We start from the raw sequence: 15,136 nt of genomic DNA on the forward strand, positions 1-15,136 counted from the left end.
CGTTTGATCGCATCGCCCGGGCATGGCCCGGGCGATCTCGTTCCCGCAGATGGCACGGCGATCCAACAACACGATCAGGGGAGAGCACGGCATGAAGGTATTGATTCTCGGCAGCGGTGTGGTCGGTGTCACCAGCGCCTACTATCTGGCGCGTCAGGGCCATGAGGTCACCGTGGTGGATCGCCAATCGGCACCGGCCATGGAAACCAGCTACGGCAACGCCGGTCAGGTGTCGTTCGGCTTCTCCTCGCCCTGGGCCGCGCCCGGGATCCCGCAGAAGGCGGTGAAGTGGATGTTCCAGGAGCATGCGCCGCTGAAGATCCAGCCGCGCATGGACCCGACCATGGCCCGTTTCATGATGAAGATGTTCGGCAATTGCAATCCCGAGCGCTATGCGGTGAACAAGGAGCGCATGGTGCGCATCGCCGAGCACAGCCGGGCCTGCATCGACGCTCTGCGCGCCGAGACCGGCATCCGCTACGAGGATCGTCAGAAGGGTCTCTTGCAGCTGTTCCGTCACGACAGCCAGGTGGAGGCCGTGGCCAAGGACATGCAGGTGCTCGAGCGCTGCGGCGTTCGCCACCGGCTGCTGGGCGCCGACGAGGTCACCGCGGTCGAACCGGCCCTTTCCCGGGTACCGGGCAAGTTCGTCGGCGGCCTGCACCTGCCGGACGACCAGACCGGTGACTGCCACCTGTTCACCAATCGCCTGGCCGACTATTGCCGTGAGCACCTGGGCGTCAGTTTCCGCTTCGGCGTCGACATCCAGCGCATCCGCCGCGGCAACGCCGGCATCGAGGGCGTGATCACCAGCGCCGGCGAGCTCACCGCCGACGCCTACGTGGTCTGCCTGGGCAGCTATTCGCCGTTCCTGGTCAAGGACCTGGGCATCCGCCTGCCGATCTACCCGGTCAAGGGTTACAGCCTGACCGTGCCGGTGGTGGACGACGGCGGGGCGCCCCAGTCCACGGTGATGGACGAGACCTACAAGGTGGCGATCTCGCGCTTCGATGACCGCATCCGCGTGGGCGGCACCGCCGAGCTGGCGGGCCACGACCTGAGCCTGCCGGAGAAGCGCCGAGCGACCATCGACATGGTGGTGCGCGACGTCTTCCCCGAGGGCGGCGACGTCGACCGCGCCGAGTTCTGGAGTGGCCTGCGACCGATGACGCCGGATTCCACGCCGATCATCGGCGCCACCCGCTACGACAACCTGTGGCTCAACACCGGCCACGGGACCCTGGGCTGGACCATGAGCTGCGGCAGCGCCCAGCTGCTGGCCGATCTGATGGCGGCCGAAACGCCGCGCATCGACCCGCAGGGGCTCGACGTCTCGCGCTACGCCGCCTGACGCGCTCTTGCTCGCGACTTGGTCGCGGATATTGGCCGGACGCCCCGCGCATGGCGCGGGCCGTCGCCGTATGGCGACAACGTAATCGTTTGTTTTAAAAGACAATAAAGGGTGAGGGGCTAGTATGTCGCCTTATGGCGACGTCTGCCCGTTCGAGGCCGGCCGCCGGGCTCGGTCGGTCGTCTCGATTGTTTTTTAACTTGCTGATATTAAAGTGTCGAGGCACAAGTGGCACGTCGTTCGCAGTTTCTGAGGGTGAGGCAGGTCTCGATGGACTGCCGTCGATACCCACCGGGCGTCGCAGGCGTCGTATCGCCGCCACGCCGGTTTCGCCAAGGAGGCATCATGACGTTCAAGACACTCGCCATCGGCATCACCCTGGCCTGCAGTTCACTGAGCGCGGGCACCCTGCTGGCCGATACCGCGGCCGACGCCAGCGCCGGTGCCCGGCTGTCGGCCTCGCACCATGACGTGCGCGTCGGTGCCGTCGCCGATACCGACAGTGGCCTCGCGACCGACCGCGACGGGGGCGGGGCCTCGTCTCGTCTGGACGAGCATCATGAGCGGGCTTCGGAAACGGTACATGACGCCACGGACCGGGTGGAGCGGCAGCTGGCGCAGCGCCACGATCGGGCCACGACCGCCGTGGAGGATGCCACGCATCGCGCCGGTCGGCGCTGAGTCCGAGCCGCCGCGCGTCGCGGCTGGAATGCACGACGCCCGGGCCGCAGGGCCCGGGCGTCGCGTGTCCGAACGGCGTCAGCCGGTCAGTCGTTGACCGCGGCGATCGCCTTGGCCAGGTAGGGCAGGTTCTCGTGGGAGAAGCCGGCCACGTTGGCACGGCCGGAGCGCACCATGTAGATGCTGAACTCGTCGCGCAGGCGGTCCACCTGTTCCGGCGTCAGGCCGGTGTAGGAGAACATGCCGCGCTGCTCGGCCACGTGGGCGTACTTCTCGTCCAGGCCGTACGGCTTCAGGGCCTCGACGAAGTCGCGACGCAGGGTGTTGATGCGGTCGCGCATCTCGGTGAGCTCCTCGCGCCAGACGGCGGTCAGCTCGTCGGAGTGCAGGATCTCGGAGACGATGGCGCCACCGTGGGCCGGCGGGTTGGAGTAGTTCTCGCGGGCGACGATGGCCACCTGGGAGCGCACGTTCTCCATTTGTTCGGCGTTCCTAGCGACCATGATCAGGCAGCCGGTCCGCTCGCAGTAGATGCCGAAGTTCTTGGAGCAGGAGCTGGTGATGATCACCTCGTCGAGGTTCTCGGCCAGCAGGCGCGGCGCGAAGGCGTCCTCGTCCAGGCCCTCACCGAAGCCCTGGTAGGCGAAGTCGACCAGCGGCAGCAGCTTGCGCTCCTTGAGCACCTCCAGCACCTGCTTCCACTGATCCTGGGACAGGTCGAAGCCGGTCGGGTTGTGGCAGCAGGCGTGCAGCAGCACCACGTCACCCTCGGGGATCTGCTTCAGGGCCCCGAGCATGCCGTCGAAGTCGAGGCGGTTGTCGGCGTCGACGTAGGGGTACTTGTGCAGGGTGAGGCCGGCCGCCGGGAAGATGCCGAGGTGGTTCGGCCAGGTCGGATCGCTGACCCAGACGTCCTTGCCGGGCAGCTGGGTGGCGATGAAGTCCGCCGCCAGGCGCAGCGCGCCGGTGCCGCCGGGGGACTGGGTCGCGCTGGCGCGGCCGGCCTCGAGCACCGGGGAGCCCTGGCCGAATACCATTGGCAGCACCACGTCGCCGTAGGCCGGAGCGCCGTGAGAACCGATGTAGGTCTTGGTGGTCTCGTTGTTGAGCAGCAGGGCCTCGGCTTCCTTGACCGCGCGCATCACCGGGGTGTTGCCCTGGGCATCACGATAGACGCCGACGCCGAGATCGACCTTCTGAGGGTTGGTGTCCTTCTTGAAGGCCTCGATGAGCCCGAGGATGGCATCCCCGGGAACCCGCTCAATCTGTTCGAACATTTACGTCGCTACCTCGTCGGTTCTGGCGGCTAGGATGAAATCGTTTTTGTGCAGGCCCTTCATCTCGTGGGACCACCAGGTCACGGTGACCTTGCCCCACTCGGTCAGCAGGGCCGGGTGGTGACCCGCTTCCTCGGCGATCTCGCCGACCCGGTTGGTGAACGCCAGGGCCTGCCGAAAGTTGCGGAACATGAAGATCCGCTCCAGCTGCATGATGCCATCGCGCTCGACGATCTGCCACTCGGGGATATTGCCGCGATACTGCTCGATCTCGCTCTGGGTGACGTGGGGGGCGTCCCAGCTGCAGGCTTCGCACTGCTGTTCGGAAAGTTCGCTCATGATGGCTCCTCGTAGGCGCGTTGTGGTGGATGTGGGATATGTCATGGTGATGATCGCCCACCGATGCAAGGGGCGGTCGCGCTGCGGCGACGTATCAGGCGCTGGCCGCCTCGGTCTCGGCGGGTTTCGGCTTCGGCGGAAAGCGCGGCTCGAACAGGCCGAGTGCCATGGCCTCGTGGACCATGCCCATGATGTCGCGGCCCGCCAGTTCGTGCAGCGTCTCCAGGTCGTTCAGCACGTAGTAGAGCGGTTGGAGGATGTCGATCCGGTAGGGCGTGCGCAGCGCGTCCAGCGGATCGAAGGGCGTATGCACGGGGGCGTCGGACAGGGCGTGCTGGGTCTCCTTGGGCGAGGAGATGATGCCGCCGCCGTAGACGCGCCGGCCCGCGGGGGTATCGACCAGGCCGAATTCCACGGTCATCCAGTACAGCCGGGCCAGGTAGACGCGCTCCTTGGGCGTGGCCTCCAGGCCCAGGCGGCCGTAGGTGGCGGTGAATTCGGCGAAGGCCGGATTGGTGAGCATCGGGCAGTGGCCGAAGATCTCGTGGAAGATGTCCGGTTCCTGCAGGTAGTCCAGTTCCTCCGGCGTGCGGATGAAGGTGGCCACCGGGAAGCGGCGATTGGCCAGCAGCTCGAAGAAGGTGTCGAAGGGAATCAGTGCCGGCACCTGGGCGGTTTCCCAGCCGGTGGCGTCGCGCAGCACGGCGTCGACCTCGGCGAGCTGAGGGATGCGCTCGACGGGCAGCGCCAGGCGCTCCATGCCGTCGAGATATTCCTGACAGACGCGGCCCGGCAGCAGCTCGATCTGACGCTCCATCAGCGTGCGCCAGGTGGCGTTTTCCTGCTCGCTCCAGGCGATATGGCCGTTGGCGTCCGGCATTCTGGCCTGATAGGCGGTCTTCTTGGGGGCGCTTTGAGCCTTCATGGTTGCTCCCGTCACGGTATTGGAATTGTCATGGCCTCAAGGGGATGACCGCAGTCTAGGTGGAGCGACGGGGCGAGTGGGGCGTTCAGCGGGCGACCTCGGGCGGCGGGAAGGCGTTTGGTTGTAAAGAATGCATGACAGTCGGGGCGCGCGGAGGGGGTGATGCGGCCAAAGGCGCATGGTATCGGCGTCGCCACGCCCATAATGTCACGTTATCTTTACAGATGAGTCACGCCGGGCTGACGACCTTCTTGCGGCCCGGTCCGTTTTTTCGACCTGCGAGTCTTTCATGCGCCTGAGATTCCACTGCCAGAACCGCATCGGCATCCTGCGCGATATCGTGGCCCACTTCGCCGACTACGGGCTCAACGTGGCCCACGGCGAGGTCGGCGGCGAGCACGGCAACGCCATCTACCTGCACGTGCCCAACCTGCTGAACGCCCAGCTGGCCACGCTCAAGCCCGAGCTCGAGCAGGTGCCCGGGGTGTTCGGCGTGCGCCGGGTCGGCCTGATGCCCAGCGAGCGGCGACACCTCGAGCTCGATGCCCTGCTGTCGTCGCTGTCGGACCCGGTGATGTCGATCGACATGGAGGGCCACCTGGTGGCGGCCAACCGCGCCGCCGGGCAGCTGCTGGGCGTGCGGGTCGATGAGGTGCCGGGCCTGTCGCTGGACCGCTACCTGCCCGATCTCGACCTGCCGGAGCTGATCCGCCGCAACAACGCTCGGGTCAACGGGCTGCGGGTCAAGCTGCGTGACACCGTCTACCTGGCCGACATCTCGCCGCTGCACCGCGAGCAGCAGTCGGACGTGGCCTCGCTGGCCGGCGCCGTGGTCACCCTGCATCGCGCCGATCGCATCGGCGAGCGCATCTATCAGGTGCAGCGCCAGGAGCTGCGCGGCTTCGAGTCGCTGTTCCAGGCCAGCCCGCGGCTGGAGGCGCTGATCGGCGAGGCGCGCCGCATGGCGCCGCTGGACGCGCCGCTGCTGATCCAGGGCGAGACCGGCACCGGCAAGGAGCTGCTGGCCCGGGCCTGCCACCTGGCGAGCCCGCGGGGGCAGGCGCCGTTCATGGCGCTCAACTGTGCGGGGCTGCCGGAATCCATGGCCGAGACCGAGCTGTTCGGCTATGCGCCGGGCGCCTTCGAGGGCGCGCGACCCGAGGGCAAGCTGGGGCTATTGGAGCTGACCGCCGGCGGCACCATCTTCCTCGACGAGGTGGGCGAAACCAGCCCGCGCATGCAAGTCAAGCTGCTGCGCTTCCTGCAGGACGGCAGCTTTCGCCGTGTGGGCAGCGACGAGGAGACCTATCTGGACGTGCGGGTGATCTGCGCCACCCAGCAGGACCTGCCGAGCCTGTGCGCCGAGGGGCGCTTCCGCCAGGATCTCTACCACCGTCTCAACGTGCTGACCCTGGAGGTGCCGCCGCTGCGGGACTGCCTGGACGGCATCCAGGCGCTGGCGACGCACTTCATCGACCGCGCCGCCACCCAGATCGGCTGCCCGATGCCGCAGCTGTCACCGGGTGCGGTGGCGCGGCTGTCGGCCTATCACTGGCCGGGCAACGTACGCCAGCTGGAGAACGTGCTGTTCCAGGCGGTGTCGCTGTGCGAGGGCGGGGTCATCGAGCCGGCGCATCTGCGCCTGCCCGAGGTGGGCCGGGTACCGGGGCTCGCCGGCATCGATCTCGGCGGCTCGCTGGGCGATATCCTCGGCGAGGTGGAGCGGCGGGTGCTGTCGAGCCTCTATCCGCAGCATCCTTCCAGCCGCCAGCTGGCCAAGCGACTCGGCGTCTCGCATACCACCATCGCCAACAAGCTCAAGCGCCACGGGATCGGCTCGGAGGATGAATGAGTGTCGCCGGTCGAGGGCGACTGCCGCGCTGGCTGAAGGTGACCTTCACGCTGTGGATGCTGTTCTGGGCGCCTTCGGTGGCGTTACGCATCGGCGTGCAGAACTACCTGTGGCTGTGCAACCTGGCCAACTTCCTGCTGCTGGCCGGGCTGTGGGGCGAGAGCCGCCGGCTGGTCTCCATGGCCTGGCTGGCCACGGCGCTGGTGGGTAGCCTGTGGGCGCTGGATGCCGGCGTCGCCTGGGCCAGCGGCTGGCATCCCATCGGCGGCACCGAGTACATGTTCGACACGCGCATTGCGCCGTCGGTGCGGCTGCTGTCGCTCTATCACCTGGTGCTGCCGCTGGTGGCCGGTTTCGGCGTCGCGAGGCTCGGCTACGATCGCGTGGCCCTCGCCTGGCAGACCGCGCTGACCTGGGCGGCGATCCTCGCCGCCCGGGCGCTGACCGATCCCTCGCGCAACGTCAACTGGGTCGAGGGCCCCTTCGGCGGCGCCCAGGCCTGGCTGCCGGACGGGCTCTATGTCATCGCGCTGATGCTGGCCTGGCCGCTGGCGCTCTATCTGCCGGTGCATCTGGCGACGCTTTCGCTGATGCGGCGGCGAGCGTGAACGATCAGCGGGAAAGCCAGTCGCGCACCTCGCCGAAGGGATGGGCCTCCAGCGCCGCGAAGCCGTCGAGCTGGCGCGCCTTGTGGCGGGTCAGCCGCGGCGAGGTCAGCCCGCACAGGAAGCGGGCCAGCAGCGTCGCGGTGGCGGCCTCGCCTTCGCCGGCGGCCGAGAGCCGTTCGCGCAGCGGCGCGGTCAGGGCGGCGGCGTCCATCGCGGCGAGCGGCGCCGGAGGCGGCGGGGAGGGCAGTTGCGCCACCTGACCGCGGCAGCCCGAGCAGTGGCCGCAGCGTTCGGGGGCGGCGGCGTCGCCGAACCAGTCCGCCAGCCGTCGGGTCAGGCAGCCTTCGCCCTCGAACAGCGCCAGCATGGCGTGCAGCCGTTCGATCTCGGCCCGCTCCTTGTCGACGAAGGCCCGGTGCAGTCGCGTGATCAGGGCCTCGTCGACGGGCTGGCGCACCTCGAAGACTTCGGTCATCTGCTTGCTTTCCAGCGTGATCAGGTCCTTGTCGGCGAAGTAGTCCAGGGCGGTGATCACCCGCTGGCGCGAGGTGTCGAGGCCGCGCTCGGCGCCCAGCCGCGTCAGGGCCTCGAGGTCCAGTCGGTACCAGGTGCGCGCCTTCGACGAGGCCTCGAGGATCGCCTCGACGAAGGCCCGGCGCTCGCCCTGGAAGCGGGCCACCAGGGTCTCCGCCGGCTCCTCCAGGCGGAAGCGGTATTCGGCGAAGTAGCTGAAGCGCGGCCGGATCACGCCCTCCAGCTCCAGGTGCACCAGCAGCGTCTTGAGCGGCAGCGGACGGATGTCGCTGTCCCGGGACAGAGTGTTGAGGGTGAAGGCCCAGTCCTCGCCGGGGGCGGGCAGGGTCGCCGTCACCCGGGCGATGGCGTCGCGCTCCGGGGTGTCGCCGTAGGTGAAGTTTTCCAGCACGCTGAGGTGATCGCGGCCGGCCAGCATCAGGCACTCGGCCGGGGCGCCGTCGCGCCCGGCGCGGCCGATCTCCTGGCTGTAGTTCTCCACCGACTTGGGCAGGTCGAAGTGCACCACGGCGCGGATGTCGCTCTTGTCGATGCCCATGCCGAAGGCGATGGTGGCGACGATCACCGGCGTGCGCCCGGCCATGAAGTCGTCCTGGCGGTGGGCGCGGGTCTCGGCGTCGAGGCCGGCGTGATAGGCCGCCGCGGGCAGGCCGGCGGCGCCGAGATAGGCCGCCAGGCGCTCGGCGGTCTGCTGCAGGGTGACGTAGACCACGGTGGCCCCGGCGTTCGGCCCCTCGCCCCGTGGGCGCAGCCATTCGACCAGCCGCCGCGGTCGCTCGTCGGCCGCCACCGGCGCCACCTGCAGGTCCAGATTGGGGCGATAGAAGCCGGTGGCGGTGACGTCCTCCGCCTCGATGGCGAAGTGGCGGCGCATGTCCTCGATCACCTTGGGGGTGGCGGTGGCCGTCAGCAGCAGGCTCTGGGGAATGCCGAGCTCGTGGCGCGTGGCCGGCAGGGTCAGGTAGTCGGGGCGGAAGTTGTGGCCCCACTCGGAGATGCAGTGGGCCTCGTCGACCACCAGCAGCGAGATCGGCACGCGGCGGATGAAGGCGCGGAAGCGCTCGTTCTTGAGCCGCTCCACCGACACCATCAGGATGCGGATCTCGCCGCGTGCCACGCCGTCCATCACCGCCCGGGCCTCGTCCTTGCTCTGGGAGGAGTCGAGGCTGGCGGCGGCGATGCTGTGACGCTGCAGGAAGGCCAGCTGGTCCTGCATCAGCGCCAGCAGCGGCGAGACCACCAGCGTCAGGTTCGGCAGGTGCAGGGCGGAGAGCTGATAGCACAGCGACTTGCCCGAGCCGGTGGGGAAGATGGCGGCCGCCGAGCGGCCGGCGACCACGGCCTCGATGACCGGGCGCTGGCCGGGGCGGAAGTCGGGATAGCCGAAGACCCGGGCGAGGGTCTGGTCGATGGCGGTCATGGCGGCTCCGGGCGGCGTCGATGAAGCGACAAGGATACACGCCATGGGCGGCGATCTCGCCCCGCTCCGGGGCGGCCCCGTCGTCAGCCGTCGGCCACCACCCGGTTGCGGCCCTGGTGCTTGGCCCGGTAGAGGCTGGCGTCGGCGCGCTGCAGCAGGGCGAACTCCTCGCCGCCGAGTCGGGCCAGCAGAGCCTCCTCGCGCGGCAGCGAGCGGCAGCAGTCGACCAGCTCGCAAAGCGTGGCATCCCCCTGCAGGTGTCCCCAGGTGTCGTTGATCGCCTTTAAGTGGTCGATGTCGATCATCATCAGCGACAGCGGGGTGGCATGGGGGGGGGCTCAGCGAGATCTCTTCGTCGAACCACAGTGGCAGATGGCGGGCGCGGAAGGCGCCGGCGCAGATGGCGAGGCCCCGCAGGAGCCGGAACATGCGCCTCGGCGCCTGTCTTTTCATCGGCGTGTTCTTTATCAGCGCGGTGCGTCGTAGCGTCCCTCTCGGCCTTTCGAGAATACCACCTGCCACAGTTGCAGATGGCGGGCGCGGAAGGCGCCGGCGCAGATGGCCAGGTAATAGCGGAACATCCGCCGGGTGCGTTCGTTGTAGCGCTCGGCGATCTCGTCCCAGTGGGCGTCGAAGTTCTCGAGCCAGGCCATCAGGGTGCGATCGTAGTCGGCGCCGAAGTTCTGCCAGTCCTCCATCAGCAGGTGCTCCTCGCTGGCCTGGGCGATGTATCGGGCGGAGGGCAGCACGCCGTTGGGGAAGATGTAGCGGTTGATCCAGGGGTCGGCGTTGATGTGAGAGATGTTGGAGCCGATGGTGTGCAGCATGAACAGGCCGTCGGCGGGCAGCAGGCGTTCCACGGTCTCGAAGTAGGTCGCGTAGTTGCGATGGCCGACGTGCTCGAACATGCCGATGGACACCACGCGATCGAACTGGCCCTCGAGCTCGCGGTAGTCCTCGAGCAGAATCTCGACCGGCAGCCCCTCGCAGCGCCGGCGGGCCAGCTCCGCCTGCTCCCTGGAGATGGTGATGCCGGTGACCTCGACGCCGTGATGTCGCGCGGCGTGTTCGGCGAAACTGCCCCAGCCGCAGCCGATGTCCAGCACCCGCATGCCGGGCTCCAGCTCGAGCTTGCGGCAGGCGAGCTCGAGCTTGGCGTGCTGCGCCTCCCGCAGGCTGCCGGCGCCCTTCCAGTAGCCGCAGGAGTAGCACATGGTCTCGTCCAGCATACGCTCGAAGAGGTCGTTGCCGAAGTCGTAGTGGGCCTCGCCGACGATGTGGGCGCGGGCGCGGCTCTGCAGGTTGAAGAAACCGGACTGCAGGCGATACATCATCCGTTCCGATTTGGATTGGGCATGTTCGCCCAGGCCATGACGCAGCAGCCGGTGGGCCAGTTCGTCGATGTGTTCGCACTCCCACCAGCCGTCCATGTAGGCCTCGCCGAGCCCCAGTGTGCCCTGGTGCAGAACGCGCGAGAAGAAGTCGGGGTGGTAGACGCGGATGTCCGCGAGGGCCGAGCCGTTGAGGGCGATGCCGGAGCCGTCGAGCAGCTTCTCGAAGACGCGTCGGGCTCGGGTGTCGGGCAGGGCGATGGGGCCGAGACGTGGGTCGCTGGTCATGGTTCCTCCTGGTCCTTCAGAGTCGGGGCAGCCGGGATGTGAAAGCGGGAGGTGGCGTGATTCCGATTGTTCTATTACAAGGCGTTAGCATAGATCAGGCGTGAGCGTTTCTGACAACTCACGTTACTGTTTCATGAATCGCCAACCGTTAAGAGAGGAGGGCAATATCATGCACGTCATCGTGGATCTGTGTGTGGTGCCGCTGGGCGTCGGTGTGTCGGTCTCGCCCCAGGTGGCGGCCTGCCAGCGGGTGATCGAGGCCTCCGGACTGGATTACCGGATGCATGCCTACGGCACCAATATCGAAGGGCCCTGGGACGAGGTCATGGCGGTGGTCAAGCGCTGTCACGAGACGGTGCACGAGATGGGGGCGCCGCGCATCACCTCGACCCTCAAGATGGGGACGCGGACCGACCGGGAGCAGCGCATGGATGACAAGGTCGAGAGCGTCGAGCGCCTGCTGGGCGATACCGACGCCTAGGGCGTAACGAAAAATTGACGGTCTGTCAGCGAACCTTTCCGCCCGAGCGAGGGGGTTTGGGGGGTGGGCTGACGGTGTCACGGAATCTTGACGATGCCCGTCGCGGCGGGCCGTCCGAGGGCGGCGGGAGGGCGCCGTGGCGCATTCCGGCGGGGGGCGAGGCGCACTAGTCTGGGGGCACCTCGACGGGCCAAGGCCCGGAGATCACAATCACAAGCACCCCCGGAGGTTCTGCATGAACGCCCCCGTCCAAGGCACCCCCGCTCAGGCGCCCCAGACCGATACCACCAACCCGCTCGGCACCGACGGCTTCGCCTTCGTCGAGTACAGCGCGCCCACCGCCGAGGGCATCGAGGCGCTGCGCCGCCTGTTCCTGCAGCTCGGCTTCACCGAGACGCGCAAGCACCGCTCCAAGGACGTCTTCCTGTTCCAGCAGGAAAGGATCAACTTCGTGCTCAACGCCGAACCCGGCAGCCATGCCGCCGAGTTCGCGCGCGTTCACGGGCCCTCCGCCTGCGCCATGGCCTGGAAGGTGGCCGATGCCCGCCGGGCCTTCGAGCGCGCCGTGGACTGCGGCGCCACGCCGGTGGAGGTGCCGGTGGGCGAGGGCGAGGTCGGCATTCCGGCGGTCGAGGGCATCGGCGGCTCGCTGCTGTACTTCGTCGACGACAAGCTCGACGGCGAGGGTCGCAGCATCTACGACATCGACTTCACGCCGATCGAGGGCCGCAGCGCTCGGGATCACAGCGTCGGCCTGCAGGTGCTCGATCACCTGACCCACAATGTCGACCGCGGCCAGATGGACGTCTGGGCCGGCTTCTACACCCGCCTGGCCAACTTCCGCGAGCTGCGCTACTTCGATATCGCCGGCAAGAAGACCGGGCTCTACTCCCGGGCCATGACCGCGCCCTGCGGCAAGATGCACATCCCGATCAACGAGTCCGCCGACGACAGCTCCCAGATCGCCGAATTCCTGCGCGAGTACAACGGCGAGGGCATCCAGCACCTGGCCATGGCCACCGACGACATCTACGCCACCGTGCGCGCGCTGAAGGCCAATGGCATCCAGTTCCTGTCCACCCCGGACACCTACTACGAGAGGGTCGACCAGCGCGTGCCCAACCACGAGGAGAACCTCGACGAGCTGCGCGAGCTTAACCTGCTGGTGGACGGTGCCCCGGAGCAGGGGGTGCTGCTGCAGATCTTCACCGAGACCGTGATCGGGCCGATCTTCTTCGAGATCATCCAGCGCAAGGGCAACGACGGCTTCGGCGAGGGCAACTTCAAGGCCCTGTTCGAATCCATCGAGGAGGACCAGATCCGCCGCGGCGTGCTCAAGGCAGACTGATCCCACCGGTCGGCCGAGTGCCGGTCATGGCGGGGAGGCGGAAAACAGAACAATCCGCCGTCTCCCTGCCCAACCACGATAAAATCCGTCACAATAGCCGCCTTGCGGTGGCCCCATGCTGTGTGGCGGCGACAACAACAGTTCCGTGATCCCTGGTGTGACATGACTAACGACTCACAACCCCGTACTCAGTGGCTGGGCCGCTGGGGCTTTGTCCTGGCGGCGACCGGCTCCGCGGTCGGCCTGGGCAACGTCTGGAAGTTTCCCTACATGACCGGCGAATACGGCGGCGGGGCCTTCGTGCTGGTCTATCTGGCCTGCATCCTGGCCATCGGCGTGCCGGTGATGATGACCGAGATCGCCCTCGGTCGCCGCGGCCGCGGCAGCCCCATCGACGCCATTCGCCGGGTCACCGCCGAATCGAAGGGGGCCTCGGCCTGGTCGCTGCTCGGCTGGATGGCCATGCTCTGCGGCTTCATGATCCTGTGCTTCTACGTGGTCGTGGCCGGCTGGTCCTTCTCCTACCTGTGGAAGATGCTGACCGGCGGCCTGGCCGGGTCCAGCGTCGACGACATGGCGGCCCTCTTCGGCGCCAACAACGCCAACCCGTTCAACCTGGGATTCTGGAGCACCCTGGTCACGGTCGCCACCATGGTGATCGTCGGCAAGGGCGTGCAGGCCGGTATCGAGAAGAGCGTCAGCTGGATGATGCCCGGCATGGTCGTGATGCTGGTGATCATGATCGTCTACGGCGCCTTCTCCGGCGGCTTCGGCGAGGCGGTGCAGTTCCTGTTCGCCTTCAACGCCGGCAGCCTGTCCAGCGAAGGCATGCTGGCCGCCATGGGCCACGCCTTCTTCACCCTGTCGCTGGCCTCCGGCGCGATCCTGACCTACGGCAGCTACCTGCCGCGCCACGCCTCCATCGGCCGCACCACCCTCAGCGTGGCCGTCGCCGATACCCTGGTGGCGCTGATGGCCGGCCTGGCGATCTTCCCGGTGATCTTCGCCAACGGCATGGAGCCGGGCAGCGGTCCGGGGCTGATCTTCATGAGCCTGCCGCTGGCCTTCCAGGCCATGCCGATGGGCACCCTGTTCGGCGTGCTGTTCTTCGTCATGCTGTCCATGGCCGCGCTGACTTCCTCGATCTCCATGGTCGAGGCCACGGTCTCCTGGCTCACCGACAACAAGGGCATCTCGCGTCGCACCGCGTCCTGGGGCATCGGCATCGTGCTGTGGGTGATCAGCACCCTGGCCATGCTGTCGTTCAACGTCGGTGCCGACTGGACCCTGGCCGGCAAGCACTTCTTCGACTGGCTGGACTACCTGACCTCGCGCTGGATGATGCCGCTCGGCGGCCTGGGCGTGGCGCTGCTGGCCGGCTTCGTGCTCAACAGCGAGTCGGTGCGCGAGGAGCTCGGTCTGTCGCCGGCGGTGCATGCCCTGTGGCTGTTCATGGTGCGCTACGTCAGCCCGCTGGGCATCGTGGTCATCTTCCTCGATGCCCTGGGCATCGCCACCCTGGAGTTCGGCGTGCAGTGGCCCTGGTTGCTGCTGGCACTGGCGGTCATCACGCTGATCGGCGAGCTCGCCAGCCCCCGGCTGATGCGCACGCTGTCCGCCTGACGGCACTGTGCTTCGCGTGTATGCGGCCCCCGCTCTGGCGGGGGCCGCGTCGTTTCAGGCATCGTGCGGGCACGGAAATCCTGTATGAGAGGCGATGGGGAGTGGCATTTTGCCGGCAAATTAATTACTTTATTGCATATAAAATCTTTTTTGATCGAGATATTGGAATATGTGCGCCGCGACCCCTCCGTCCGCTTCCTCGGCTCTCCGGCTGCCTCCCGCGGCGTCCGACCTGGTACCCGGGCGCGTCAGCCTGGTCGGCGCCGGGCCCGGTGATCCGGAGCTTGTGACCGTCAAGGCGCTGCGGCGCCTGCAGGCCGCCGACGTCATCCTCCATGACCGGCTGGTCAGCGACGAGATCCTGGCCCTGGCCAGCCCCGAGGCGCAGCGTCTCTATGTCGGCAAGGCCCGCTCCGACCACAGCGTGCCCCAGGAGGGCATCAACCAGGCGCTGGTCGACTGGGCGCAGTCGGGCAAGCGCGTGGTGCGCCTCAAGGGCGGTGACCCCTTCATCTTCGGCCGCGGCGGCGAGGAGCTCGAGACCCTGGTGGCGGCCGGCGTCGAGGTGGAGGTGGTGCCGGGCATCACCGCGGCCTCGGGCTGTGCCGCCTATGCCGGCATTCCGCTGACCCATCGGGATCACGCCCAGTCGGTGCGCTTCATCACCGGCCACCTGCGCAATGGCAGCTGCGATCTGGACTGGCCGGCGCTGGCCAGCCCCGGCCAGACCCTGGTGTTCTACATGGGGCTCGGCAGCCTCGAGCTCATCTGCGAGCAACTGCGTGCCCATGGGCTGGCGGATGACACGCCGCTGGCGCTGATCGAGCAGGGCACCACGGCACGCCAGCGGGTGCACGTGGCCAGCCTGTCGGATTTGCCGTCGGCCGATGAGTTGGCTAATATCCGCCCTCCAACGCTTATCATCGTCGGCACGGTGGTGACATTGCATGACGCGCTGGCCTGGTTCGACAGCGATCGAGCCGCCAGCCATGGTTGGCTGCAGGGAAAGCACCCGACACCGTCCGATACGTCTGGCGGCGCCTGATCGCAGGAGGTCGATTGGCGCCCATGCTGTTGC

General features: G+C 67.8%; 14 protein-coding genes. 8 read left to right on the forward strand and 6 right to left on the reverse strand.

Annotation, left to right across the window (positions count from 1 at the left end):
- The first annotated feature begins 91 nt into the window (after window positions 1–91).
- Both ACGTNF_RS02245 and ACGTNF_RS02250 read left to right on the forward strand, forming a co-directional pair.
- Window positions 92–1,351, forward strand: a complete 1,260-nt coding sequence (locus tag ACGTNF_RS02245) for a D-amino acid dehydrogenase (protein ID WP_016854629.1) — start codon at window positions 92–94, stop codon at window positions 1,349–1,351.
- A 345-nt stretch (window positions 1,352–1,696) separates the two neighbouring features.
- Window positions 1,697–2,032 carry a hypothetical protein gene (locus tag ACGTNF_RS02250; RefSeq protein ID WP_394600266.1) on the forward strand — a complete coding sequence of 112 codons (336 nt, stop codon included), beginning with the start codon at window positions 1,697–1,699 and terminating at the stop codon, window positions 2,030–2,032.
- 86 nt (window positions 2,033–2,118) lie between these two features.
- On the opposite strand, the gene ACGTNF_RS02255 is transcribed toward ACGTNF_RS02250, so the two are convergent.
- From ACGTNF_RS02255 to phhA, 3 genes are all read right to left on the reverse strand, one after another.
- The gene (locus ACGTNF_RS02255) at window positions 2,119–3,309 is read right to left on the reverse strand and encodes an amino acid aminotransferase (protein ID WP_394600267.1); all 1,191 of its coding nucleotides are present in this window, start codon (window positions 3,307–3,309) and stop codon (window positions 2,119–2,121) included.
- Window positions 3,310–3,648 carry a 4a-hydroxytetrahydrobiopterin dehydratase gene (locus ACGTNF_RS02260; RefSeq protein ID WP_394600269.1) on the reverse strand — a complete coding sequence of 113 codons (339 nt, stop codon included), beginning with the start codon at window positions 3,646–3,648 and terminating at the stop codon, window positions 3,310–3,312.
- A 94-nt stretch (window positions 3,649–3,742) separates the two neighbouring features.
- Entirely contained in the window at window positions 3,743–4,573 is an 831-nt protein-coding gene (gene phhA, locus ACGTNF_RS02265) for a phenylalanine 4-monooxygenase (RefSeq protein WP_394600270.1), read from the reverse strand.
- A gap of 289 nt (window positions 4,574–4,862) precedes the next feature.
- Between phhA and ACGTNF_RS02270 the strand changes: the two genes are divergently transcribed.
- Together ACGTNF_RS02270 and ACGTNF_RS02275 are read left to right on the forward strand one after the other, a co-directional pair.
- Window positions 4,863–6,425: a sigma-54-dependent transcriptional regulator gene (locus tag ACGTNF_RS02270; protein ID WP_394600271.1), complete on the forward strand. Its 1,563-nt coding sequence runs from the start codon at window positions 4,863–4,865 to the stop codon at window positions 6,423–6,425.
- Entirely contained in the window at window positions 6,422–7,033 is a 612-nt protein-coding gene (locus ACGTNF_RS02275; RefSeq protein ID WP_394600272.1) for a hypothetical protein, read from the forward strand. Before ACGTNF_RS02270 ends, ACGTNF_RS02275 begins: the two co-directional genes overlap by 4 nt.
- A 4-nt stretch (window positions 7,034–7,037) precedes the next feature.
- Here ACGTNF_RS02275 and ACGTNF_RS02280 read toward each other — a convergent pair whose 3' ends face one another.
- From ACGTNF_RS02280 to cfa, 3 genes are all read right to left on the reverse strand, one after another.
- Window positions 7,038–8,987 (reverse strand): RecQ family ATP-dependent DNA helicase, encoded by a 1,950-nt coding sequence (locus tag ACGTNF_RS02280; protein WP_394600273.1) that lies wholly within the window; start codon window positions 8,985–8,987, stop codon window positions 7,038–7,040.
- Between the two features lie 83 nt (window positions 8,988–9,070).
- Window positions 9,071–9,295 (reverse strand): GGDEF domain-containing protein, encoded by a 225-nt coding sequence (locus tag ACGTNF_RS02285; RefSeq protein ID WP_394600274.1) that lies wholly within the window; start codon window positions 9,293–9,295, stop codon window positions 9,071–9,073.
- 159 nt (window positions 9,296–9,454) lie between these two features.
- Window positions 9,455–10,606, reverse strand: a complete 1,152-nt coding sequence (gene cfa / locus ACGTNF_RS02290) for a cyclopropane fatty acyl phospholipid synthase (RefSeq protein ID WP_394600275.1) — start codon at window positions 10,604–10,606, stop codon at window positions 9,455–9,457.
- 169 nt (window positions 10,607–10,775) lie between these two features.
- Between cfa and ACGTNF_RS02295 the strand changes: the two genes are divergently transcribed.
- The 4 genes from ACGTNF_RS02295 (at window position 10,776) to cobA (ending at window position 15,103) form a co-directional block, all read left to right on the forward strand.
- Window positions 10,776–11,087 (forward strand): MTH1187 family thiamine-binding protein, encoded by a 312-nt coding sequence (locus ACGTNF_RS02295; protein ID WP_394600276.1) that lies wholly within the window; start codon window positions 10,776–10,778, stop codon window positions 11,085–11,087.
- A 235-nt stretch (window positions 11,088–11,322) separates the two neighbouring features.
- Window positions 11,323–12,435 carry a 4-hydroxyphenylpyruvate dioxygenase gene (gene hppD / locus ACGTNF_RS02300; RefSeq protein WP_394600277.1) on the forward strand — a complete coding sequence of 371 codons (1,113 nt, stop codon included), beginning with the start codon at window positions 11,323–11,325 and terminating at the stop codon, window positions 12,433–12,435.
- Between the two features lie 162 nt (window positions 12,436–12,597).
- Window positions 12,598–14,058 (forward strand): sodium-dependent transporter, encoded by a 1,461-nt coding sequence (locus ACGTNF_RS02305; RefSeq protein WP_394600278.1) that lies wholly within the window; start codon window positions 12,598–12,600, stop codon window positions 14,056–14,058.
- A 169-nt stretch (window positions 14,059–14,227) separates the two neighbouring features.
- A complete protein-coding gene (cobA, locus tag ACGTNF_RS02310) occupies window positions 14,228–15,103 on the forward strand; it encodes a uroporphyrinogen-III C-methyltransferase (protein WP_394600279.1) in 876 nt (291 codons plus the stop codon).
- The last annotated feature ends 33 nt before the right edge of the window (window positions 15,104–15,136 follow it).

The sequence above is a fragment of the Halomonas sp. B23F22_10 genome (assembly GCF_043496975.1).
Taxonomy (GTDB): domain Bacteria; phylum Pseudomonadota; class Gammaproteobacteria; order Pseudomonadales; family Halomonadaceae; genus Halomonas; species Halomonas smyrnensis.

Coding starts and splice junctions, on each gene's coding strand:
- cobA (WP_394600279.1), top strand. CDS start 14,228: ATGTGCGCCGCGACCCCTCCGTCCGCTTCCTCGGCTCTCCGGCTGCCT.
- hppD (WP_394600277.1), top strand. CDS start 11,323: ATGAACGCCCCCGTCCAAGGCACCCCCGCTCAGGCGCCCCAGACCGAT.
- ACGTNF_RS02280 (WP_394600273.1), bottom strand. CDS start 8,987: ATGACCGCCATCGACCAGACCCTCGCCCGGGTCTTCGGCTATCCCGAC.
- ACGTNF_RS02260 (WP_394600269.1), bottom strand. CDS start 3,648: ATGAGCGAACTTTCCGAACAGCAGTGCGAAGCCTGCAGCTGGGACGCC.
- ACGTNF_RS02275 (WP_394600272.1), top strand. CDS start 6,422: ATGAGTGTCGCCGGTCGAGGGCGACTGCCGCGCTGGCTGAAGGTGACC.
- ACGTNF_RS02305 (WP_394600278.1), top strand. CDS start 12,598: ATGACTAACGACTCACAACCCCGTACTCAGTGGCTGGGCCGCTGGGGC.
- ACGTNF_RS02285 (WP_394600274.1), bottom strand. CDS start 9,295: ATGATGATCGACATCGACCACTTAAAGGCGATCAACGACACCTGGGGA.
- ACGTNF_RS02295 (WP_394600276.1), top strand. CDS start 10,776: ATGCACGTCATCGTGGATCTGTGTGTGGTGCCGCTGGGCGTCGGTGTG.
- cfa (WP_394600275.1), bottom strand. CDS start 10,606: ATGACCAGCGACCCACGTCTCGGCCCCATCGCCCTGCCCGACACCCGA.
- ACGTNF_RS02270 (WP_394600271.1), top strand. CDS start 4,863: ATGCGCCTGAGATTCCACTGCCAGAACCGCATCGGCATCCTGCGCGAT.
- ACGTNF_RS02250 (WP_394600266.1), top strand. CDS start 1,697: ATGACGTTCAAGACACTCGCCATCGGCATCACCCTGGCCTGCAGTTCA.
- phhA (WP_394600270.1), bottom strand. CDS start 4,573: ATGAAGGCTCAAAGCGCCCCCAAGAAGACCGCCTATCAGGCCAGAATG.
- ACGTNF_RS02255 (WP_394600267.1), bottom strand. CDS start 3,309: ATGTTCGAACAGATTGAGCGGGTTCCCGGGGATGCCATCCTCGGGCTC.
- ACGTNF_RS02245 (WP_016854629.1), top strand. CDS start 92: ATGAAGGTATTGATTCTCGGCAGCGGTGTGGTCGGTGTCACCAGCGCC.